Source organism: Pseudomonas sp. GM78 (assembly GCF_000282475.1).
Taxonomy (GTDB): Bacteria; Pseudomonadota; Gammaproteobacteria; order Pseudomonadales; family Pseudomonadaceae; genus Aquipseudomonas.
In genome coordinates this window covers 1-21,385 of the sequence record NZ_AKJF01000153.1, presented here as the reverse complement: position 1 = coordinate 21,385, position 21,385 = coordinate 1, and the positions used below count along the sequence as shown (strand labels likewise).

General features: G+C 62.5%; 19 protein-coding genes. 16 read left to right on the top strand and 3 right to left on the bottom strand.

What is annotated here, in order from left to right; translation table 11 throughout:
- The first annotated feature begins 9 nt into the window (after window positions 1–9).
- The 4 genes from PMI35_RS07650 to PMI35_RS07665 all read left to right on the top strand — a co-directional run bounded on the left by PMI35_RS07650 (window position 10) and on the right by PMI35_RS07665 (window position 9,267).
- On the top strand, window positions 10–543 hold the full coding sequence (locus PMI35_RS07650) for a chemotaxis protein CheW (RefSeq protein WP_008063474.1): 534 nt from the start codon (window positions 10–12) through the stop codon (window positions 541–543).
- Between the two features lie 142 nt (window positions 544–685).
- Window positions 686–2,746 (top strand): methyl-accepting chemotaxis protein, encoded by a 2,061-nt coding sequence (locus tag PMI35_RS07655; protein ID WP_032831921.1) that lies wholly within the window; start codon window positions 686–688, stop codon window positions 2,744–2,746.
- 49 nt (window positions 2,747–2,795) lie between these two features.
- Window positions 2,796–8,807 carry an Hpt domain-containing protein gene (locus tag PMI35_RS07660; protein WP_008063472.1) on the top strand — a complete coding sequence of 2,004 codons (6,012 nt, stop codon included), beginning with the start codon at window positions 2,796–2,798 and terminating at the stop codon, window positions 8,805–8,807.
- A complete protein-coding gene (locus PMI35_RS07665) occupies window positions 8,800–9,267 on the top strand; it encodes a chemotaxis protein CheW (RefSeq protein WP_008063471.1) in 468 nt (155 codons plus the stop codon). The genes PMI35_RS07660 and PMI35_RS07665 overlap by 8 nt, the downstream gene beginning before the upstream one ends.
- 127 nt (window positions 9,268–9,394) lie before the next feature.
- On the opposite strand, the gene PMI35_RS07670 is transcribed toward PMI35_RS07665, so the two are convergent.
- A complete protein-coding gene (locus PMI35_RS07670) occupies window positions 9,395–9,763 on the bottom strand; it encodes a DUF6124 family protein (RefSeq protein WP_008063469.1) in 369 nt (122 codons plus the stop codon).
- 449 nt (window positions 9,764–10,212) lie between these two features.
- Between PMI35_RS07670 and PMI35_RS07675 the strand changes: the two genes are divergently transcribed.
- From PMI35_RS07675 to madM, 11 genes are all read left to right on the top strand, one after another.
- Window positions 10,213–10,842 carry a hypothetical protein gene (locus PMI35_RS07675; RefSeq protein ID WP_008063467.1) on the top strand — a complete coding sequence of 210 codons (630 nt, stop codon included), beginning with the start codon at window positions 10,213–10,215 and terminating at the stop codon, window positions 10,840–10,842.
- Complete coding sequence (locus tag PMI35_RS07680) at window positions 10,805–11,230, top strand: hypothetical protein (RefSeq protein WP_008063464.1); 426 nt, start codon at window positions 10,805–10,807, stop codon at window positions 11,228–11,230. The genes PMI35_RS07675 and PMI35_RS07680 overlap by 38 nt, the downstream gene beginning before the upstream one ends.
- A gap of 243 nt (window positions 11,231–11,473) precedes the next feature.
- Window positions 11,474–13,144: a malonate decarboxylase subunit alpha gene (mdcA, locus tag PMI35_RS07685; protein ID WP_008063462.1), complete on the top strand. Its 1,671-nt coding sequence runs from the start codon at window positions 11,474–11,476 to the stop codon at window positions 13,142–13,144.
- Complete coding sequence (locus PMI35_RS07690) at window positions 13,144–14,019, top strand: triphosphoribosyl-dephospho-CoA synthase (protein WP_008063461.1); 876 nt, start codon at window positions 13,144–13,146, stop codon at window positions 14,017–14,019. The genes mdcA and PMI35_RS07690 overlap by 1 nt, the downstream gene beginning before the upstream one ends.
- Entirely contained in the window at window positions 14,019–14,318 is a 300-nt protein-coding gene (locus PMI35_RS07695) for a malonate decarboxylase subunit delta (RefSeq protein ID WP_008063460.1), read from the top strand. The genes PMI35_RS07690 and PMI35_RS07695 overlap by 1 nt, the downstream gene beginning before the upstream one ends.
- Complete coding sequence (locus tag PMI35_RS07700) at window positions 14,311–15,162, top strand: biotin-independent malonate decarboxylase subunit beta (protein WP_008063459.1); 852 nt, start codon at window positions 14,311–14,313, stop codon at window positions 15,160–15,162. Before PMI35_RS07695 ends, PMI35_RS07700 begins: the two co-directional genes overlap by 8 nt.
- Window positions 15,159–15,962: a biotin-independent malonate decarboxylase subunit gamma gene (gene mdcE, locus PMI35_RS07705; protein WP_008063458.1), complete on the top strand. Its 804-nt coding sequence runs from the start codon at window positions 15,159–15,161 to the stop codon at window positions 15,960–15,962. Before PMI35_RS07700 ends, mdcE begins: the two co-directional genes overlap by 4 nt.
- Window positions 15,956–16,576, top strand: coding sequence for a malonate decarboxylase holo-ACP synthase (locus tag PMI35_RS07710; RefSeq protein WP_008063457.1), 621 nt, complete (start codon window positions 15,956–15,958; stop codon window positions 16,574–16,576). The genes mdcE and PMI35_RS07710 overlap by 7 nt, the downstream gene beginning before the upstream one ends.
- Window positions 16,573–17,484: a malonate decarboxylase subunit epsilon gene (gene mdcH / locus PMI35_RS07715; RefSeq protein ID WP_008063456.1), complete on the top strand. Its 912-nt coding sequence runs from the start codon at window positions 16,573–16,575 to the stop codon at window positions 17,482–17,484. Before PMI35_RS07710 ends, mdcH begins: the two co-directional genes overlap by 4 nt.
- Window positions 17,485–17,547: 63 nt before the next feature.
- Entirely contained in the window at window positions 17,548–17,964 is a 417-nt protein-coding gene (gene madL, locus PMI35_RS07720) for a malonate transporter subunit MadL (protein WP_008063455.1), read from the top strand.
- 1 nt (window position 17,965) lies between these two features.
- Entirely contained in the window at window positions 17,966–18,730 is a 765-nt protein-coding gene (gene madM, locus PMI35_RS07725) for a malonate transporter subunit MadM (RefSeq protein WP_008063454.1), read from the top strand.
- Window positions 18,731–18,866: 136 nt separating this feature from the next.
- On the opposite strand, the gene PMI35_RS07730 is transcribed toward madM, so the two are convergent.
- The gene (locus PMI35_RS07730; RefSeq protein ID WP_008063452.1) at window positions 18,867–19,781 is read right to left on the bottom strand and encodes a LysR family transcriptional regulator; all 915 of its coding nucleotides are present in this window, start codon (window positions 19,779–19,781) and stop codon (window positions 18,867–18,869) included.
- Window positions 19,782–19,879: 98 nt separating this feature from the next.
- On the opposite strand from PMI35_RS07730, the gene trhA reads away from it, so the two are divergent.
- On the top strand, window positions 19,880–20,497 hold the full coding sequence (gene trhA / locus PMI35_RS07735; protein WP_008063450.1) for a PAQR family membrane homeostasis protein TrhA: 618 nt from the start codon (window positions 19,880–19,882) through the stop codon (window positions 20,495–20,497).
- A gap of 113 nt (window positions 20,498–20,610) precedes the next feature.
- On the opposite strand, the gene PMI35_RS07740 is transcribed toward trhA, so the two are convergent.
- Entirely contained in the window at window positions 20,611–21,330 is a 720-nt protein-coding gene (locus PMI35_RS07740) for a 16S rRNA (uracil(1498)-N(3))-methyltransferase (protein WP_008063449.1), read from the bottom strand.
- Window positions 21,331–21,385: the final 55 nt, after the last annotated feature.

Sequence of the window (21,385 nt, the reverse complement as noted above, 5' to 3'; positions counted from 1 at the left end):
TACAGGGTCATGAGCCAATCACTGACCGCCTTCGAACTGCTGCTGCAGATCGACCGGCGCTGTCGCTTGCTGGCGGCGGACTTGCCGTCCCAGCCGACCCGCCAGGACAGTTGGAGCGGCATCGGTTTTCGCCTGGGCGAACACTGGTACGTCGCGCCCATGGGCGAAGTCGGTGAAGTGTTGCACGAGCCGCGATTTACCCTGGTGCCAGGGGTCAAGTCCTGGGTCAAAGGCGTGGCCAACCTGCGCGGGCGTTTGTTGCCGATCATTGATTTGTGTGGCTTTTTTGGCCAGGAAGTTTCGGCAGCACGCAAGCAGCGACGGGTGTTGGTGGTGGAGCATGAAGACGTGTTTGCCGGGTTGTTGGTCGATGAGGTTGTAGGTTTGCAGCACTTTGCCCGAGACAGTCTGCAGCCGATAGACGCCCTGGGCGGGCCGATCGCGCCGTTCATCACCGGCCGGTTTCAGCGCGAGCAGGGCTGGCAGGTGTTCAGCCTGTTTGCACTGGCGCGGTCGCAAAGCTTCATGCATGTGGTGCAGTAAACGCGGACCCTGTGGGAGCGGGCTTGCCCGCGATGCAAACGACACGGTCTCACTTTGACCGAGGTGATGCCATCGCTGGCAAGCCAGCTCCCACGGGGTCCGTGGAAGGTTTGACGGGGTATGGGTTAACAGGCGAAGACCGATGACAAAAGCAAAATCAGGCAAGCCAATGGAAGCGTCGCGCAGTCGATCGCAGATCATCGCGCTGTTCATCGCACTGATCATCTTCATCATGTTGTTGTTCGCCAACTTCGCGTACCTCAACACCCAGGCCACTTACGACAAACAGTACATCGGCCACGCCGGTGAGTTGCGCGTGCTATCCCAGCGCATTGCCAAGAATGCCACCGAAGCCGCTGCCGGCAAGGCGGCGGCGTTCAAGTTGCTCAGCGATGCGCGCAACGATTTTGCCCGGCGCTGGAGCTATCTGAAGAAAGGCGACCCCGCCACCGGCCTGCCACCGGCACCGGCCATCGTGCGTCCGGAAATGCGTGCCGTACAACTGGACTGGGAACGCCTGCTGAAAAACACCGACACTATTTTGTCCAGCGAACAGACGGTGTTGTCGCTGCATCAGGTCGCCGCGACCCTGGCCGAAACCGTGCCGCAGTTGCAGGTCGAATACGAAAAAGTGGTGGAAACCCTGCTGCAACGTGGTGCCCCGGCTGCGCAGGTGGCGATGGCTCAGCGCCAATCGCTGCTGGCCGAGCGTATTTTAGGTGCGGTCAATACCGTACTGTCTGGCGACGAGAACTCGCAGCAGGCCGCCGATGCGTTCGGCCGCGATGCGGCGCGTTTCGGCCAGGTGCTCAACGGCATGCTCCAGGGCAACACGGCACTGCGGGTCAGCCAGGTCGAGGACCGTGACGCGCGCGCGCGGCTGATCGAGATTTCCGAGCTGTTCGAGTTCGTCTCAGGCTCCGTGGACGAAATCCTCGAAACCTCCCCGGAGTTGTTCAAGGTCCGTGAGTCGGCCACCAATATCTTCAGCCTGTCGCAAACCCTGCTCGACGAAGCTTCCCACCTGGCCAGCGGTTTCGAAAACCTCGCCGGGGGACGTGACACCGACACCATCGGCGGCTATGTCCTGGGCCTGGGGGCGTTGATGTCGATCATCCTCATCGGCCTGGTGATGGTGCGCGAAACCAATCGCCAGCTGCGCGAAACCGCCGAAAAGAATGAGCGCAACCAGAACGCGATCATGCGCCTGCTCGACGAAATCGAAGACCTGGCCGACGGCGACCTGACCGTGACCGCCACCGTGACTGAAGACTTCACCGGGACCATTGCCGATTCGATCAACTATTCCGTGGACCAACTGCGCGATCTGGTGGCAACCATCAACCTGACGGCCGGCCAAGTCGCTGCCGCCGTGCAGGAAACCCAGGCCACCGCGATGCACCTGGCGCAGGCCTCGGAGCATCAGGCCCAGCAGATTTCCGAAGCCTCCACCGCGATCAACGACATGGCGGAGTCCATCGACCAGGTGTCGGCCAACGCCGCGGAATCCTCGGCGGTGGCCGAGCGTTCGGTGGAAATCGCCAACAAGGGCAATGAGGTGGTGCACAACACCATCCATGGCATGGACAACATCCGCGAACAGATTCAGGACACCGCCAAGAGAATCAAGCGCCTTGGCGAGTCTTCCCAGGAAATCGGCGATATTGTCAGCTTGATCGATGACATTGCCGACCAGACCAACATCCTAGCCCTCAACGCGGCGATCCAGGCGTCGATGGCTGGTGATGCTGGGCGCGGTTTCGCGGTGGTCGCCGACGAGGTGCAGCGCCTGGCGGAACGCTCCTCGGCTGCGACGCGGCAGATCGAGACCCTGGTGCGGGCGATCCAGGCCGACACCAACGAGGCGGTGATTTCCATGGAACAGACCACCACCGAAGTGGTGCGCGGCGCGCGTCTGGCGCAGGATGCCGGTGTGGCCCTGGAAGAAATCGAAGGGGTATCCAAGACCCTGGCGGCGCTGATCCAGAGTATTTCCAACGCGGCGCAACAACAGACGTCGTCTGCCGGTCAGATTTCCCTGACGATGAACGTGATCCAGCAGATCACCTCGCAGACCTCGTCCGGCTCTACCGCCACCGCCGAGAGTATCGGCAACCTGGCAAAAATGGCCAGCCAGTTGCGGCGTTCGGTGTCTGGTTTCACCTTGCCGGCCACCCAGGCGCAGGTCGCGGACAAAGCTTGAACCGCCCCCGGGCACGGCTATCTTGATTGAAGTGGGGATTGGAGTGGTTATGGGTGATCGGCACGACTATGTGGCCCTCGAATGGGTCAAAGGCGAAATTGCCGAAACGCTGAAGCAGGCTCATCACGCGATCGAAACCCAGCTTGATGACCCGCAGGCGACGCACGCCCTGAGCGAATGCCTGGCGTGCATCCATCAGGTTCACGGCAGCCTGCAGATGGTCGAGTTCTACGGCGCGGCCTTGCTCGCCGAAGAAATGGAGCATCTGGTCACCGCCTTGCAACACAATCGCGTCCATCATCGCGACGAGGCGTTGCACCTGATGCTGCAAGCGCTGGGGCAGTTGCCGATCTACCTTGATCGTGTGCAAGGCGCCCGCCGCGATTTGCCGCTGGTGGTGTTGCCGTTGATCAACGACCTGCGCAGCGCCCGGGGCGAAAGCCTGTTGTCGGAAACCAGCCTGTTCAGTCCGCAGTTGCCAGACCTCGTTCCCCTGGACGAAATGTTCCTGGCGCAGTTGGAGCCGGCCGATCTGCCGAATGTGCTGCGCAAGTTGCGGCAGATGTTGCAGATGGCCCTGGTCGGCTTGTTGCGTGAACAGGACGACGACACTCACCTGGGGTACCTGGCCAAGGTCTTTACGCGCCTGGAAGGCTTGTCCGGTACAGCGCCCCTGAGCCCGCTGTGGCAAGTCGGCTCGGCGCTGGTAGAAGGCATGCGCGCCGGCGTCATCGCCAACAGCCCGGCCTTGCGCAGCCTGTTCAAGGAGGCCGACAAGGAGCTCAAGCGTCTGCTAGAACAGGGCATGCAGGGCATCAATCAGCCGCCGCCGCCCGAGCTGCTCAAGAGTTTGCTGTTCTATATAGCCAAGGCCGAACATCCCACCGGGCAGATGCTGACCATGAAAGATCGCTACGCACTGGACGATGCATTGCCTGACAGCGCGATGGTCGACGAAGAACGCGCAAGGCTGGCCGGTCCCGACCGTGACGCCATGCGCTCGGTACTGGCGGCATTGTGCGAAGAACTGGTACGGGTCAAGGAGCGCCTGGACCTGTTCGTGCGCAGCGACCGGCAACACACCTCGGACCTCGACAGCCTGCTCGCGCCCCTGCGGCAAATCGCCGACACCCTGGCGGTGCTGGGCTTTGGCCAGCCACGCAAGGTCATCATCGATCAGCTGGCGGTGGTGCTCAGCCTGGCCCAGGGCCAGCGCGCACCCGACGACGCGATCCTCATGGACGTGGCCGGAGCCTTGCTTTACGTCGAAGCGACGCTGGCCGGCATGGTCGGCACCGTGGAGCCTGAAAGTCAGGAAGACAGCCGCCTGCCCACCACCGACCTGACGCAGATCCACCAGATCGTCATCAAGGAAGCGCGCATCTGCCTGCAGCAGGCCAAGGACATGATCGTCGACTACATCGATGCCGACTGGGACCGACAGCACCTGCAGGCACTGCCGGCCTTGCTGACCCAGGTGCGCGGTGCCCTGGCGATGATTCCGTTGAGCCGGGCGGCGGGCCTGATCGAAACCTGCAATCATTTCATCCGCGAGCACCTGCTGCTCGATCCGGATCAGCCCGGCTGGCAGGCGCTGGACAGCCTGGCCGACGTCATCACCAGCATCGAATATTACCTTGAGCGCCTCAGCGACGACCCCGAAGCGCCCGGTGAACACCTGCTTGACGTGGCGCAACGAAGCCTGGCGGCACTCGGGTTTTTCCCCAGTGAACGACAGGTACCGGTGCTTGCGGATGTCTTGAGCCCCGGCGAAGCACAGGCCCTGCGACAACAGCAGGAGCGGGATGCACCGGCCGTCGCCCAGGCCCTGGCCGATGTACTGGCCAGCCCGGTCTCTGCCCTGAACCCGCCCGCGCTCGACACCCCGGATAGCCTGCTGCCGCCGCCTTCGGGCGAAGAACCGGTGGACGAGGAATTGCGTGAAGTGTTCCTCGAGGAAGCCGATGAAGTGCTGGAGGTCATTCGCGAGTATTTGCCACGCTGGTCGGCGGATCCCGCCAACCGTTTGGCCCTGAGTGAACTGCGCCGCGCCTTCCACACCCTCAAGGGCAGTGGCCGGATGGTGCGCGCCCTGGTGCTCGGCGAACTGGCCTGGGCCCTGGAAAACCTGCTCAACCGCGTACTGGAACACAGCGTGGAGCCTGGCGCTCAGGTGCAGCAGCTGCTCGGCGATGTGCTCGATCTGTTGCCGGAACTGGTGGCCGAATACGCCGCCGATACCCAGCGCCAGCGCAACGATGTCGACCAGTTGGCGGCGCGTGCCCACGCCCTGGCCAAGGGCGAGGCCCCGGCAGAGGACGAGGACACCCAGGACGTCGCCGCCCTCGACCCGCTGTTGCTGGAAATCTTCCGCAAGGAAGCCGAAACCCATTTGAGCAGCCTCAACCGCTTTCTGGACCAGGCTGCCGAACACCTTCCGCTGCAGGCCAGTGATGAGCTGCAGCGCGCTTTGCACACGCTCAAGGGCAGTGCGTCGATGGCGGGGGTGATGCCGATTGCCGAGCTGGCGACGCCGCTGGATCAGTTGGCCCGGGAGTACAAGGCCCACCTGATCGCGCTCGACCTCGACGAAGTCGAAGTGCTGCTGGAGGCCGAAGGCTTGTTCCGTCTTGGCTTGCGCCAGCTCAAGACCGACCCGCTGGCCGAAATCCCCGGCTCCCGAGCCCTGATCGAACGTGCCAGGGCGCTGCTCGCCGAGCGCCTGCAAATCCACTTGAACTCGCCCAGCAGCGGCCTGAGGGTCAAGCGCGACCCGCAGTTGATCACCAACTTCCTGGCCCAGGGCATGGACATCCTGTTGGACGCTGAAAGCCTGTTGCGGCGTTGGCAGCAGCACCCAGGCGAGCGCCAGGAACTCAGTGCACTGCTGGATGAATTGACCACCCTCGGCGAAGGCGCGCACCTGGCCGACCTGCACCCGGTGGATGAGCTTTGCGAAGCCTTGCTCGACCTCTACGGTGCGGTGGAAGAGAGCAGCCTGGCGGTCAGCGAAGCGTTTTTCCATGAGGCACAAAGTGCCCACGAAGCGCTGATCAACATGCTCGATGAGCTGGCGGCCGGCCAGGAAGTCAGCCCGCGCCCGGAGCGGGTTAGGGCCTTGCACGGCTTGCTCGACCAGAGCCTGGACCCTTCGGCCATGGGCCTGATCCGCAGCGACGGCAGCCGCACCTTGAGCATCCGCGAGCTGGGCGACGCAACCGCCGAACTCGAGCGCACGCTCCCCCCTGTAGGAGCGAGCCTGCTCGCGATGGACGATAACGATGACACGTTATCGCAGGATAAACGCGGCGCCTATGAATCCATCGCGAGCAGGCTCGCTCCCACAAGGGATCGTGAACCGGAGGACGAAATCGTCTCGATCTTCCTTGAGGAAGCGGTGGACATCCTCGACAGCGCTAACCATTCCTTGCAACGCTGGGTCAGTGAACCGCTTAACCCCGCGCCGCTGTCCTCGTTACAGCGCGACTTGCACACCCTCAAGGGTGGCGCGCGGATGGCCGAGGTCGAGCCGGTCGGCGACCTGGCCCAGGAACTGGAAAGCCTCTATGAGGGCCTGGCGGACCGCCGTTACAGCCACAGCGAAGTGCTGGTGCAGTTGCTGCAACAGAGCCATGACCGTCTGGCGCAGTTGTTTGAGCAGCTGCAAGACCAGCAAGCCCTGGGCGACCCCGGGGAGCTGATCGAAGCGATTCGCGCGTTCAGGCAAGGCCACGCGAGCAACGCCGAGGTGATCGAAGCAGCGACCAGCAACGACGCGGCCCACCATGACGGCGAGTTGCTGGACATCTTCCTTGAAGAAGGTTTCGACATCATCGAAAGCTCCGGCGCGGCGCTGCTGCGCTGGCAGGCCGAGCCGTCGAGCCGTCAGGAAATGGAAACCCTGCTGCGCGACCTGCACACCCTCAAGGGCGGTGCGCGCATGGTGGAAATCGCGCCGATTGGCGATCTGGCCCATGAGCTGGAATTTCTCTACGAGGGTTTATCCACCGGCGCGCTGCAACCCACGGCGGCGTTGTTCGAACTGTTGCAGCGCAGCCATGACCGGCTGGCCCAGATGCTCGACGCGGCGCGCGCCGGTGAGCCGTTGCCGCCGGCCGACCGGCTGATCGACGCCATCCAGAACTTCAGTCACCCGGTGCAGCCTGATTCACTGGTGCCGCTCACCGTGCCCGTTGCGGCGAAAGCCGAGACGCCGCTGCTGCAACCCGATGCCGGGGCGGACATGGTCAAGGTCTCGGCGGAATTGCTCGACGACCTGGTCAACCTGGCCGCTGAAACTTCGATCTTTCGCGGTCGCATCGAGCAGCAGGTCAACGATGCGCAGGTAGCGCTCAACGAGATGGAAACCACCATCGAGCGCATGCGCGACCAGTTGCGCCGGCTCGACACCGAAACCCAGGGCAGGATCCTCAGCCGCCAGCAAGTCGACGCCGAGCGCCTGGGTTACGAAGAGTTCGACCCGCTGGAAATGGACCGCCACTCGCAATTGCAACAACTGTCGCGGGCCCTGTTCGAATCCGCCTCCGACTTGCTTGACCTCAAGGAAACCCTCGACCGGCGCACCCTGGACGCGGAAAACCTGTTGCAACAGCAGGGCCGCATCAACACCGAATTGCAGGAAGGCCTGATGCGTACGCGCATGGTGCCGTTCGAGCGGATGTTGCCGCGCTTGAAGCGCATCGTCCGCCAGGTCGCCAGTGAGCTGGGCAAGGACGTCGAGTTCATCGTCGGCAACGCCGAAGGCGAAATGGATCGCAATGTGCTCGAGCGCATGGCGGCGCCTTTGGAGCACATGCTGCGCAATGCCGTCGACCACGGCCTGGAAGCCGCCCCGGTGCGGGTGGCGGCGGGCAAGCCGGCGCAAGGGCGGATCACCCTGGATCTGTTGCGCGAAGGCGGCGACATCATTTTCGATATTCGCGACGACGGTGCCGGCGTGCCACTGGAGGCGGTGCGGCGCAAGGCGATCAAGCGCGGCCTGCTCGACCCGCACAGCGTCATCAGCGACCACGACGTGCTGCAATTCATCCTGCAACCGGGGTTTTCCACGGCCGAGAAAATCACCCAGATCTCCGGGCGCGGTGTCGGCATGGACGTGGTGCACGAAGAAGTGCGGCAACTGGGCGGCACCATGAGCATCGACTCCGTGCCAGGGCAGGGTGTGCACTTTCGCATCCGCCTGCCGTTCACCGTGTCGGTCAACCGGGCGCTGATGGTGCAATGCGGGGAAGACCAATACGCCATTCCGCTGAACACCATCGATGGCATTGTCCGCGTGTTGCCCAACGAGCTCGAGGGGCATTTTCGTCTTGATCCGCCGACTTATGAATACGCCGGGCAGCGCTATGAATTGTGTTACCTGGGTGAGCTGCTGAAAACCAGCCCACGTCCACGGCTGCTGGGTCAGGGCCTGCCGCTGCCGGTATTGCTGGTGCAATGCAACGAGCGTCACATTGCGGTGCAGGTCGATGCCATGGCGGGCACGCGCGAGATCGTGGTCAAGAGCCTCGGCCCGCAGTTTGCGGCGGTGCAAGGGGTGTCCGGGGCGACGATTCTGGGGGACGGCCGGGTGGTGCTGATTTTGGATCTGCTGGCGCCGGTTCGCGCCATGCAGGCCCGGGCGCCGCAGCGTCCCGTGAGCCACGAAGTAGAGGTCGAGCCGCAGCGGCCCTTGCTGGTGATGGTGGTCGACGACTCGGTCACCGTGCGCAAGGTCACCAGCCGCTTGCTCGAACGCCACGGCATGAACGTGCTGACCGCCAAGGACGGTGTCGATGCCATGCTGCTGCTCGAAGAGCACAAACCGGACCTGATGCTGCTGGACATCGAAATGCCGCGCATGGATGGCTTCGAAGTCGCGACCCAGGTGCGCAAGGATGAGCGTCTGCGGCACCTGCCGATCATCATGATCACCTCTCGCACCGGTCAGAAACACCGCGATCGGGCCATGGCCATCGGCGTCAACGACTACCTAGGCAAGCCGTACCAGGAATCGGTATTGCTCGAAAGCATCGCCCTGTGGAGCAAGACCCATGCATGAGCGTCGCCACGAGCCGCGCGACAGCCACCTCACCGGCCTGCTGCTGCCCCTGGCCGACCGCAACCTGATCCTGCCCAACGTCGCGGTGGCGGAGCTGATCGACTACCAACCCGCGGCCTTCGACCTGGATTCACCGCCCTGGTACCTGGGACGGGTAGCGTGGCGCGACCGGCAGATACCGTTGCTCAGCTTCGAGTCGGCCTGCGGGCAGAAAATCGTCATCGGCGAACGCGCGCGAATCGTCATTCTCAATGCCCTCGGTGGTCGGCCCGGGCTGAAGTTCATCGCGATACTGGTCCAGGGGATTCCGCGTTCGTACAAGCTCGACAGTCAGTTGAGCTATGTGGATGTGCCGTTGTGCTCGCTGGAGAAAGCGGCGGTGCAGGTGGCGGACCAGGTGGCCAAGGTGCCGGATTTGTTGGCGCTGGAGGAGATGTTGGTGAGTGCCGGGCTCGTCTGAAGGGCCCCTTCGCGGGCAAGCCTCGCTCCTACAGTTTTATGTCGTACCCGGTTTCGTATACGACATAAAACTGTAGGAGCGAGGCTTGCCCGCGAAGACGGCCTACAATCCACCGAAAACCTGACGGCTAAACCTTGGCCTGAGCCAACGCCTCATGATGATCCAACGCCCGCTCCACCAACAAATGCACACCATCTGCCATGCGGCTGAGCGCCAAGGCTACAGAGCGACGTGAGCCTTCCACATCGTCCGCCAGATCGGCCGCAATGGCGCTGATGGACAGCAGGTCTTCGGAGGCATTGGCCAGAAGCGCTTCGGTGCCGATGCCCGGAGAGACGGTGAAGAGCTGGAATTTTCGGCGCTTGGCGGGTTTTTCGTGAGGTGACGGGAAGTAATGAGAGAGGGCGCGGTCGGCGGCTTCTTTGAGTTTCTCGTCTTCGAAGGAAGCTTGGGACTCGGGATCGGTTTCTGGGGGATTGGGAGTTACTTTGAACATACTGAATCTCCGCTTAATGAGTTTCAGCTGCTCCATTCGGTTACCAGGCGAAGGGGTGGCAGCTGTACGCGGGCTGGAACCCGGGCAAACGGACAAATCCCGGCAGACGCAAAGGTCTCCCGCGCACAGCCGCCATAACGGAGTGCACCCAATTAAGGTGCGCAAGCATACGTTATGAAAGGCGTTTTTGCCTCGTTATCACCTCGGGATTCCAGGCCCGGTCGCTGAATTTGCAGCGACACCCAAACGATAACGATCAGCACAAAAGCGCACCAGTCAGCGGGTTCCGGCATTGCTGTAGGCAGCGGTGTCAGGAGTTGTAGCCTTCCACCGTTTCTGCGGACAAATGTTTAAACACAAAACCCCATCGTCTGGCGAAGATGTCCAAAGGTTGAAGATTCCCAAAAAGGGACCTATCGTTCCCAATTTGGGACTCTTTGGTTCTCACTGTGCAAAACCTCTCTCTCAGCGAAGCCTTGTTCACGACCACTCAGCAAAAAGTGCTGGGCCTGTTGTTCGGCAAACCCGACCGAAGCTTTTACGCCAACGAGATCGCGCGCTGGGCTCAAGTGGGCAAAGGCAGCCTCATGCGCGAACTGGATCGCTTGCAACGGGCGGGGGTACTGACGATGTCCCGACAGGGCAACCAGACTCACTATCAAGCCAATCCCGATTGCCCGATCTATACAGAGCTTATGGGTATCACGCGCAAAACCTTCGGTATCGCACAGCCTTTGCGCGACGCCTTGCAGCCCTTCGCCGATCAGCTCGATTGGGCATTTGTCTATGGGTCGATCGCCAAGGATCAGGCCAACGCATCCAGTGACATTGATCTCATGCTGATTGGTAAAGGGCTGCACTACAGTGAAGTGATGGAACGGCTCTTGCCCCTGGAAGAGCAATTGGGCCGCACCATCAACCCGACGCTCTACACCCCCGAAGACTGGGCCGCAAAAATAAAGGCTGAAAACAGCTTCGTCGTGCGGGTAGCGCAACAGGACAAGATCAATCTGATGGGTGAGAGCCCAATGGAGTCCAAGGATGGGCAGCAACGAGAGTCTGGAGAATCTGGTACGTAGCGGTGGGTTGAAGGTCGAGCCGCCGGAACGCAAGGAATGCGAAGGCTTGATGCATTCGGCCACCGCTCGACTGAAGGACGCACAAACCACTTCTCTTTCCTTCGCAAGTCGATTCGATCTGGCTTACAACGCTGCTCACGCCATTGCGCTGACTGCCCTGCGGTTGAGTGGCTATCGCTCCGACAAGCGCTACCTGGTTTTCCAGTGTCTGGTTCATACCGTCGATGCGAACAAGCTTCAGGTCCGTCTTTTCGCTTTGTGCCATGAGCGGCGAAATCTGGCGGAGTACGAAGGCTATATGGATGAAGATGAGGCGTTGCTGGTGCAGTTGCTGGAAAGTACTTCGCAGCTTTTGATTCGAGTGCAGGAGCAGATGACTGAGCTGTGATGTTCCATGGCTCAAGACTTTGGAGACTTTACTGACGCCATCGCGGGCAAGCCCGCTCCCACAGTGACCGTGTCGGTCACAAATTTTGTGTACGACGCGAACCTTGTGGGAGCGGGCTTGCCCGCGATGGGGTCAGTGAAGGCAACCATTAACTTGACCGTAACAATCCACCGCTCTGCTTGATTGATGCCCCCACCCAACACTCCTACTGTGACCCCACGACAGCGAACCCGTGGAGTGGTCATGACAACAACAATATCCCCCGACTCGCGATGGACGCGGCGGCGCAGCGAAAAGCAGCGGCGCCTTGCGCAAGTGCGAGACCTGGCTGACGGTGTGGTGCTGCCCACCGACAAGATCGTGGCGGCGCTGGAGGCGTTGATTCTGCCGGGCGATCGAGTGGTGCTGGAAGGCAACAACCAGAAGCAGGCGGATTTTCTTTCCCGCTCGCTGGCCAAGGTTGATCCCGGCAAGCTGCATGACCTGCACATGATCATGCCCAGCGTCGGCCGTTCCGAGCACCTGGACCTGTTCGAGCGCGGCATTGCGCGCAAGCTCGACTTCTCATTCGCGGGCACCCAGAGCCTGCGCATCAGCCAACTGCTCGAAGACGGCCTGCTGGAAATCGGCGCCATCCACACCTACATCGAGCTTTATGCGCGACTGGTGGTCGACCTGATTCCCAACGTGGTGCTCAGCGCCGGCTTCATGGCCGACCGCGCCGGCAACATCTACACCGGCCCCAGCACCGAAGACACGCCGGCGCTGATCGAACCGGCCGCCTTCAGCGACGGCATCGTCATCGTCCAGGTCAACCAATTGGTGGACGATGTCAGCGACCTGCCGCGTGTGGATATCCCGGCTTCCTGGGTCGACTTCGTGGTGGTGGCCGACAAGCCTTTCTACATCGAGCCGCTGTTCACCCGTGACCCCCGGCACATCAAGCCGGTGCATGTGCTGATGGCGATGATGGCGATTCGCGGGATCTACGAAAAACACAACGTGCAGTCGCTCAACCACGGCATCGGCTTCAACACGGCCGCCATCGAGCTGATCCTGCCGACCTACGGCGAATCCCTTGGCCTCAAGGGCAAGATCTGCCGCAACTGGACACTCAATCCCCATCCGACCCTGATCCCGGCGATTGAAAGCGGCTGGGTCGAAAGCGTGCATTGCTTCGGCACCGAACTGGGCATGGAAAACTACATCGCCGCCCGGCCCGATGTGTTCTTCACCGGGCGAGACGGCTCCCTGCGCTCCAACCGGATGTTCAGCCAACTGGCTGGGCAATACGCGGTGGACCTGTTCATCGGTGCCACCCTGCAAGTCGACGGCGATGGCCATTCCTCCACCGTGACCCGCGGTCGCCTGGCCGGGTTCGGTGGGGCGCCGAACATGGGCCACGACCCGCGCGGTCGCCGCCACGGTACGCCGGCCTGGCTCGACATGCGCCACGCCGACGCGGCCGAGCCGATGCTCGAACGCGGCAAGAAACTGGTGGTGCAAATGGTCGAGACGTTCCAGGAAGGTGGCAAGCCGACCTTCGTCGAGACCCTCGACGCGGTGGACGTGGCGAAGAAAAGCGGCATGCCACTGGCGCCGATCATGATCTACGGCGACGACGTCACCCACCTGCTGACCGAAGAAGGCATCGCCTATCTGTACAAGGCCCGGACCCTGGAAGAACGCCAGGCAATGATCGCCGCCGTCGCTGGCGTGACCGCCATCGGCCTGCGCCACAACCCGAAAGACACCGCGCGCATGCGCCGCGAAGGCTTGATCGCCTTGCCCGAAGACCTCGGCATCCGCCGCACCGACGCCACCCGCGAATTGCTCGCCGCCAAAAGCGTGGCTGATCTGGTGGAGTGGTCCGGTGGCCTCTACAACCCGCCCGCCAAGTTCAGGAGCTGGTAATGCACGCACTCAACCTGCAACCGAAAACCCTGAGCCTGGCCGAACGCCTGGCGGACCTGGCGGTGGACGCGCTGATCGACGAAGCCGACCTGTCGCCGAAACCGGCGCTGGTCGACCGTCGCGGCAATGGCGCCCACACCGATCTGCACCTGGGGCTGATGCACGCCTCGGCGCTGGCCCTGTGGCCGGCCTTCAAGGAAATGGCTGAAGCCGCTATCGAGTTGGGCGAGATCGGATTTCCGCTGCGCGAGGCCATTGGCCTGATCGGTCGTGAAGGCGAACAAGCGATGCTCGCCACCACCAACGGCGTGAACACCCATCGTGGGGCCATCTGGGCGCTGGGCCTGCTGGTCGCCGCGGTTGCGCTGGAGCCGCAAGCCACCGCCGCCGGCTCCATCGCCTTGCGCGCGGCACGGCTGGCCTTGCTCGAGGACCGTTATGCACCGCGCCCACTGAGCCACGGCGCGCAAGTCGCCCAACGCTACGGCGCGCGCGGTGCCCGTGAGGAAGCGCAACTCGGCTTCCCGGCGGTGACGCAACGCGCGCTGCCGCAACTCAAGCGCAGTCGCGCCGCCGGCCATGGCGAACAGAACGCCCGGCTCGATGCGCTGCTGGCGATCATGACGAACCTGGCCGACACCTGCGTGCTGTACCGCTCCGGGGAAGAGGGCCTGAGCACCATGCAGCTCGGCGCCCAGGCCGTGCTCGACGTCGGTGGCAGTGCCAGCCTCGCCGGTCGCCGCCGATTGCATGAGCTGGACCAACAATTAATCGCGTTGAATGCCTCGCCCGGCGGCGCTGCCGACTTGCTCGCAGCCTGCCTGTTCATCGACCGCATCGAGTCCGGCGACGGCATCATTCAGGGAGCTTTTTGATGGAAACCTTATCCTTTGAATTCCCCGCCGGGCAGCCGCCACGCGGCCGCACGCTGGTGGGTTGTGTCGGCTCGGGCGATCTGGAAGTGCTGATCGAGCCGGGTCAGCCCGGCAAGCTGAGCATCACCGTACAGACCTCGGTCAATGGCAGCGAACAACGCTGGCAGCACCTGTTCGCGCGGATGTTCGACGGCCAGACCCCGCCGGCCATGGACATCGACATCCACGATTTCGGCGCCACCCCCGGCGTGGTACGCCTGCGTCTGGAACAGGGCTTCGAGGAGATCGGCCATGACTGACAGCGCAGCGCCTCTGAACAAACACAGCTTCGTTGAACTCGGTGCCCGGCAACGGGCGAAAGCCTTGCTTGATACCGGCACCTTCCGCGAATTGCTCGATCCGTTTCAACGCATCATGTCGCCGTGGCTGGCGCGCCAGGGCGTGGTGCCTCAGGCAGACGACGGTGTGGTGATCGCCAAGGGCAGCCTCGCCGGTTTGCCGGTGGTGATCGCCGCCATCGAAGGGGCGTTCCAGGGCGGCAGTCTCGGTGAAGTCGGCGGGGCGAAAATTGCTGGCGCGCTGGAGCTGGCCGCCGAGGACAACCGCAAGGGCATTCCGACCCGCGCCGTGCTGCTGCTGGAAACCGGTGGTGTGCGTTTACAGGAAGCCAACCTCGGCTTGGCGGCGATTGCCGATATCCATGCGGCGATCGTTGATTTGCGTCAGTACCAACCGGTGGTGGGTGTCATCGCAGGCAGTGTCGGTTGCTTCGGCGGCATGTCGATCGCCGCCGGGTTGTGCAGCTACCTGTTGGTGACTCAGGAAGCGCGCCTGGGCCTGAACGGTCCGCAGGTGATCGAACAGGAGGCGGGGCTCGAGGAGTACGACTCGAGGGATCGCCCCTTCATCTGGAGCCTGACCGGAGGCGAGCAACGTTTTGCCACGGGGCTGGTGGATCGCTACGCCGAGGATGACGTGGCGCAGATTCGCCGGCAGGTTGGCGAATTGCTCAAGCAGGGTTTGCCCGCGCAGCATCGCAGTGCCCAGGCCGCGCTGTTTCTGCAACGGCTGGCGCGTCTGGATGCCGAACCGCAAATCGAACCGGCCACGGTTCGCGACCTGTATCAAGGAGACCGCGCATGAGTTCGTATTCCCTGAGGGGCTTGAATTGGTTCAACGCCTTGAGCCGCGATGCCAGGCCGGTCGACGGTTTGCCGGCCTCGCTGAAAGTGGCTGATGGATGCTTGGGTGAACAACCCGCGCGGTTTATCGTCGTGGTGGCCGACCCCGATAACCGTTTCGTCCGCGCCCGCAACGGTGAAGTCGGGTTGCTCGAAGGCTGGGGCCTGGCCAAGGCGGTGGACGATGTCATTGCAGCCGATCAGGACAAGCCGCAAAAACGCGCCTTGATCGCCATCGTCGATGTACCGAGCCAGGCCTACGGCCGCCGCGAAGAAGCGCTCGGCATCCACCAGGCGCTGGCCGGTGCCGCCGACAGTTATGCCCGCGCCCGCCTGGCAGGTCATGCCGTTATCGGTCTGCTGGTGGGCAAGGCCATGTCCGGGGCTTTTCTCGCTCATGGCTATCAGGCCAATCGGCTGATCGCCCTGCGTGATCCGGGCGTGATGGTGCACGCTATGGGCAAGGCTTCGGCGGCGCGGGTGACTTTGCGCAGTGTCGAAGAACTGGAAGCCCTGGCCGCCAGCGTGCCGCCGATGGCCTATGACATCGACAGCTATGCCAGCCTCGGCTTGCTCTGGGAAACCTTGTCGGTGCAGCAGATCGAACAGCCAACCCCTTCGGATCTGGCACGGGTGACCGAGTGCCTGACCCAGGCAATTGGCGATGTCGCGCACACGGGCACTGATCTGAGCGCTCGCCTCGGGGCGACCAATCGGGCGGCCTCGAGCAAGGTCCGCCAGTTGCTGAGAGCGCAGTGGTGAGCCGGTTTCTGGCTCACGACCTGCTCTGGGGCATGACCCCTCGGCAGCTGCCCGTGGATGCGCCTGCCTGGGCGGTCGAGTCGATCGGCGCGGGGCAACCGGTGGTGGTGCGTCGTGCGGTGTCGACGGCGGAGCGGATTGCGGTCGGCGTGCGTGGCCGTTTGCGTGAGCAGCGTTATGGGACGTCGATGGCGATTGCGGTGATAACCCGTCGTGTCAGTCCAGAAGAACTTTGTCACGTCGAGACCCACCGTGACCTGCCGGCGCTTGAAGCCCTGGCTCAATTGCGCCCCGTACTCGATGCCTGCGGTTGGGTCTGGGGAGTCAGCGGCAGTGCCGGCTTCGAGTTGGCCAGCGGCTTTGCAGCCATGCATGAAGCCAGCGATCTGGATTTGATTCTGCGCACGCCACAACCGCTGGCGCGTGATCAGGCCCGGGAGCTGGTGGCATTGTTCGATACGGCGCCGTGTGTGGTGGACATGCAATTGCAGACCTCGTTTGGCGCCGTCGCCTTGCGTGAATGGGCGGGTTCTTCCCCTCGGGTTCTGTTCAAGAATGCAACGGGAGCCTGTCTGGTCACCGACCCATGGAACCCGCAGGAGCAGGCAGCGTGAGCAGCTTGCTGGTGTTCCCGGGTCAGGGCGCGCAGCGGCCGGGCATGCTCCAGGGTTTGCCTCGGGAAATGTTGATCGAAGCCAGCGACCTGTTGGGTGAAGACGTTCGGCTGCTGGATTCTGCCCAGGCGTTGCAATCGACAAGGGCGGTGCAGCTCTGCCTGCTGATCGCCGGTGTGGCGGCGGCACAGCAGTTGTCATTGCCGGCGGATTACGTCGCGGGGCTTTCCATCGGTGCCTACCCGGCAGCGGTGGTAGCGGGTGCCTTGGGTTTCGGCGATGCGCTGCATCTGGTCAGCCTGCGCGGTGAGTTGATGCAGCAAGCGTATCCACGGGGCTACGGGATGACCGCGATCATCGGCCTGGAGCTGGCTGTGGTGGAGGGCTTGCTGGCCCAGGTTAACAGCGTCGATACGCCGGTTTACCTGGCCAACATCAACGCCGATAACCAGGTGGTGATAGCCGGCAGTGACGCTGGGATGAAAGCACTGGCCGAGCTGGCAAAGGCGCGCGGGGCAGGGATGGCCAAGCGTCTGGCGGTGAGTGTGCCGTCACACTGCCCGCTGCTGGACGTGCCGGCGCAAACCCTGGCCGAAGCGTTTGCCAAGGTGACGCTGCAAACGCCGAAGATCGGCTACCTGAGCGGCAGCCGCGCGCGGCCGGTGATCAAGGTTGACGCCTTGCGCGACGACCTGGCCTTCAACATGTGCCGCGTGGTGGATTGGCGCGGCACGGTGCAAAGCGCCTACGAGCGTGGCGTACGTCTACAGATCGAACTGCCGCCCGGTGCGGTGCTGACCGGGCTGGCGCGCCGGGTATTCGAACAGGGCACCGTGATTGCTTTCGACGGTGCCCGGCTCGATACCCTGCAGGCGCTGTTGCGTGAGGAGGGAAGTCGCCACCCTTAGAGCAACCCTGAGGCTTCGAACAACAAGAACAACATTCGACGATGCACTTTGAGGACGACAACAATGATTATTTACGGTGTGGCGCTGCTTGCGATCTGTACGCTGGCAGGGGTGATCATGGGAGACATGCTCGGTGTCTTGCTGGGCGTCAAATCCAACGTCGGCGGGGTCGGGATCGCCATGATCCTGTTGATCTGCGCGCGGCTGTGGATGCAAAAACGCGGCGGCATGACCAAGGATTGCGAAATGGGCGTGGGCTTCTGGGGTGCCATGTACATTCCAGTGGTCGTGGCGATGGCCGCGCAACAGAACGTGGTGACCGCATTGCACGGCGGTCCGGTGGCGGTGCTGGCGGCGATCGGTTCGGTGGTGGTCTGCGGCTGCACCATTGCCTTGATCAGCCGGACCCACAAAGGCGAACCCTTGCCCGATGAACCGGCGGAAATCTCCCCCGTCGGCACACCTGTAGGAGGTCGCTGATATGTGGGATCTCATCGAGAAAGGCCTGGAACACAACGGTCTGGTTACTGCATTCGCCTTCGTCGGCGTGATCATGTGGGTGTCGGTCATCCTTTCCAAGCGCCTGACCTTCGGGCGCATTCATGGCTCGGCGATTGCCATCGTCATCGGCCTGGTGCTGGCCTGGGTCGGCGGCACCATGACCGGCGGGCAAAAAGGCCTGGCGGACCTGACGCTGTTCTCCGGCATCGGCCTGATGGGCGGCGCCATGCTGCGGGACTTCGCCATCGTCGCCACGGCATTCGAAGTGCAGGCCACCGAAGCGCGCAAGGCCGGCTTGATCGGCGTGATCGCGCTGCTGCTGGGCACGGTGCTGCCGTTCATTGTCGGCGCGTGCATGGCCTGGGTGTTCGGCTATCGCGATGCGGTAAGCATGACCACGATTGGCGCGGGTGCGGTGACCTACATCGTCGGGCCGGTGACCGGTGCGGCGATTGGCGCGACCTCGGACGTGATGGCGCTGTCGATTGCCACCGGGTTGATCAAGGCGATCCTGGTGATGGTCGGCACGCCGATGGCGGCGCGCTGGATGGGCCTGGATAACCCGCGTTCGGCGATGGTGTTCGGTGGTTTGGCTGGCACGGTGAGCGGTGTGACGGCGGGGCTGGCGGCGACGGATCGGCGGTTGGTGCCTTATGGGGCGTTGACGGCGACTTTCCATACCGGGCTTGGATGCTTGCTGGGGCCTTCGTTGCTGTACTTCATTGTTCGGGGGATTGTTGGCTGATTTCAGATTCTGAGTTGTCTGGGCTGGCGCCATCGCTAGCAGGCTAGCTCCCACAGGGTGATCTGTTGGAACAGATATTGTGTTCAACACAAAATCTGTGGGAGCCAGCCTGCTGGCGATTGGCGGCGGCGCGGTTTCAGGCTTGGCGGTTGGCATACATCCGGCACTCCGCCAGCAACGCCAGCAAATTTGGATCGCGCTCCTTGGCCTTCAAGAACACCACGCCAATGTGCTGTTGCATCCGATACTTCTCCTGTAACGGAATCAGCTTCACCCGATTCTCGTACACCGCCGCAATCCTGCCCGGCAGCAACGCATAACCGACGCCCGAGCTGACCATGCTCAGCAGGGTGAAGATGTCGTTGACCTGCATCGCCACCTTGGGTTCGAACCCCGCCTGACTGAACACCCGATTGCTGTCCTGATGCGTGGCAAAGCCCTGGGTCAGGGTGATAAAGGTCTCTTCGCGGACTTCAGCGAGGTCGACTTCGCTTCTTTGCGCAAATTTCGAATCGGCCGGTGTCGCCAGGAAGATGTCGTCGGAAAACAGCTCGATATGCGCAAGGTCCGGGTCGTTGATGCTGTCGTCCAGGGACACCAGGATCGCATCGACCTCCATGTTCTTGAGCTTGTACAGCAGGTCGAAATTCGAGCCGAGGATCAGGTCGATATTGAGCTCGGTGCGGCGAATCTTCAGGCCCATGATCAACTGCGGCACCGTCTTCACCGTCAGCGAATACAGCGAGCCCAATTTGAAACGCTCGGCGGAAAACCCGGCGGCTTCGCGGGTCAAGCGCACGGTTTCCACGACATCCTGAATCAGCTTCTGCGCCCGTTCCTCCAGCACGTAGGCGCTTTCCAGCGGCGTGAGGTTGCGCCCCTCGTGCTTGAACAGCGGGCAGCGCAGGGCGCTTTCCAGGGAGTGGATCGCCCGATGTACGCTAACGTTACTGGTCTGCAATTCGGCCGCAGCACGGGCCAGGTTGCCGGTGCGCATGAAGGCCAGGAACACCTCGAGTTTTTTCAGGGTCAACTCTTCATCGATCAACATGGGGTGGACTCTTTTTGGAATAACCCGATTGTGCACGCATGTGGGTTTGTGTAGGAACGCGCGCAGTGTGCTTTAACGATTTTCGAGGTGGGTAAGCGATGTATCACGGGGAAAGATTGAACGCCTGGACGCATCTGGTCGGAGCAGTGGCAGCCTTTGTTGGCGGTGTGTGGCTGATCGTGCTCGCCAGCCTTGACGGCAGTCCGTGGAAGATTGTCAGCATGGCGATCTATGCCTTTACCTTGCTGGTGCTGTACAGCGCATCGACCGTGTACCACAGCGTGCGCGGACGCAAGAAAGCGATCATGCAGAAGGTTGATCACTTTTCGATCTACCTGTTGATCGCCGGCAGCTACACGCCGTTCTGCCTGGTGACCCTGCGCGGGCCCTGGGGCTGGACGTTGTTCGGGATTGTCTGGGGGTTGGCGCTGATTGGCATACTGCAGGAGATCAAGCCGAGGTCGGAAGCGCGGATCCTGTCGATCGTGATCTACGCGGTGATGGGCTGGATCGTGCTGGTGGCGGTCAAGCCGCTGCTGGCGGCGCTCGGCAGTGCCGGATTTGCGTGGCTGGCGGCGGGCGGGGTTTTGTACACCGTGGGGATTATCTTTTTTGCCCTGGATCATCGCCTGCGCCATGCCCACGGGGTCTGGCATTTGTTCGTGATCGCCGGGAGTTTGCTGCACTTTGTCGCGATTTTCTTTTATGTCCTGTAAACCGAGTCGCGGCTATCGCCAGCAGGCTAGCTCCCACAGGAGATCTCCAGTGAACATGAAACTGGTGAACACCCAAAATTCATTGTGGGAGCTAGCCTGCTAGCGATGGCTGCCTAGAAGTCACCCCAAAGCTGTTGGGCCACCGCCAACGCCACCACCGGCGCGGTTTCGGTGCGCAATACTCGCGGGCCGAGGCGGGCGGCATGAAAGCCGTTGGCCTTGGCCTGTTCGACTTCGGCGTCGGACAACCCACCCTCCGGGCCAATCAGGAACGCCAGCGTCCCAGGCTTGGCATGGCTGACCAACGGCTCAGCCACCGGATGCAGCACCAGCTTCAGTTCAGCCTCAGTCTGTTTCAACCAATCGGCCAACAGCACCGGTGGGTGAATCACCGGCACCCGTGAACGCCCGCATTGCTCGCAGGCGCTGATCGCCACCTGGCGCCAGTGCAGCAGGCGTTTGTCGGCGCGCTCGTCCTTGAGCCGCACTTCGCAACGTTCACTGAAGATCGGCGTGATTTGCGTGACGCCCAATTCAGTCGCTTTCTGGATCGCCCAGTCCATGCGTTCGCCACGGGACAAACCTTGGCCGAGGTGGATCTGCAACGGCGATTCGACCTGGCCGGCAAACTGTTCATTGATCTGTACCACCACGCGCTTTTTGCCGACTTCCACCAGCGTGCCGCGAAACTCATGGCCGGAACCGTCGAACAGTTGCAACGCATCGCCCTCGGCCATGCGCAGCACGCGACCGATGTAATGGGCCTGGGCTTCGGGCAGCTCGTGCTCGCCGGTGCTCAGGGGGGCGTCGATAAAGAAGCGGGACAGTCTCATGCTGGGTCTCTGTAATTCATGTGTAGGTCTTGGCGCCGCCATCGCTGGCAAGCCA

Bases quoted from the DNA above. Each gene is read 5' to 3' on its own strand.
- PMI35_RS07695 (WP_008063460.1), top strand. From the start codon at position 14,019: ATGGAAACCTTATCCTTTGAATTCCCCGCCGGGCAGCCGCCACGCGGC.
- madM (WP_008063454.1), top strand. From the start codon at position 17,966: ATGTGGGATCTCATCGAGAAAGGCCTGGAACACAACGGTCTGGTTACT.
- PMI35_RS07655 (WP_032831921.1), top strand. From the start codon at position 686: ATGACAAAAGCAAAATCAGGCAAGCCAATGGAAGCGTCGCGCAGTCGA.
- PMI35_RS07730 (WP_008063452.1), bottom strand. From the start codon at position 19,781: ATGTTGATCGATGAAGAGTTGACCCTGAAAAAACTCGAGGTGTTCCTG.
- mdcE (WP_008063458.1), top strand. From the start codon at position 15,159: ATGAGTTCGTATTCCCTGAGGGGCTTGAATTGGTTCAACGCCTTGAGC.
- trhA (WP_008063450.1), top strand. From the start codon at position 19,880: ATGTATCACGGGGAAAGATTGAACGCCTGGACGCATCTGGTCGGAGCA.
- PMI35_RS07690 (WP_008063461.1), top strand. From the start codon at position 13,144: ATGCACGCACTCAACCTGCAACCGAAAACCCTGAGCCTGGCCGAACGC.
- PMI35_RS07680 (WP_008063464.1), top strand. From the start codon at position 10,805: ATGGGCAGCAACGAGAGTCTGGAGAATCTGGTACGTAGCGGTGGGTTG.
- madL (WP_008063455.1), top strand. From the start codon at position 17,548: ATGATTATTTACGGTGTGGCGCTGCTTGCGATCTGTACGCTGGCAGGG.
- PMI35_RS07670 (WP_008063469.1), bottom strand. From the start codon at position 9,763: ATGTTCAAAGTAACTCCCAATCCCCCAGAAACCGATCCCGAGTCCCAA.
- mdcA (WP_008063462.1), top strand. From the start codon at position 11,474: ATGACAACAACAATATCCCCCGACTCGCGATGGACGCGGCGGCGCAGC.
- PMI35_RS07660 (WP_008063472.1), top strand. From the start codon at position 2,796: ATGGGTGATCGGCACGACTATGTGGCCCTCGAATGGGTCAAAGGCGAA.
- PMI35_RS07740 (WP_008063449.1), bottom strand. From the start codon at position 21,330: ATGAGACTGTCCCGCTTCTTTATCGACGCCCCCCTGAGCACCGGCGAG.
- PMI35_RS07650 (WP_008063474.1), top strand. From the start codon at position 10: ATGAGCCAATCACTGACCGCCTTCGAACTGCTGCTGCAGATCGACCGG.
- PMI35_RS07665 (WP_008063471.1), top strand. From the start codon at position 8,800: ATGCATGAGCGTCGCCACGAGCCGCGCGACAGCCACCTCACCGGCCTG.
- PMI35_RS07700 (WP_008063459.1), top strand. From the start codon at position 14,311: ATGACTGACAGCGCAGCGCCTCTGAACAAACACAGCTTCGTTGAACTC.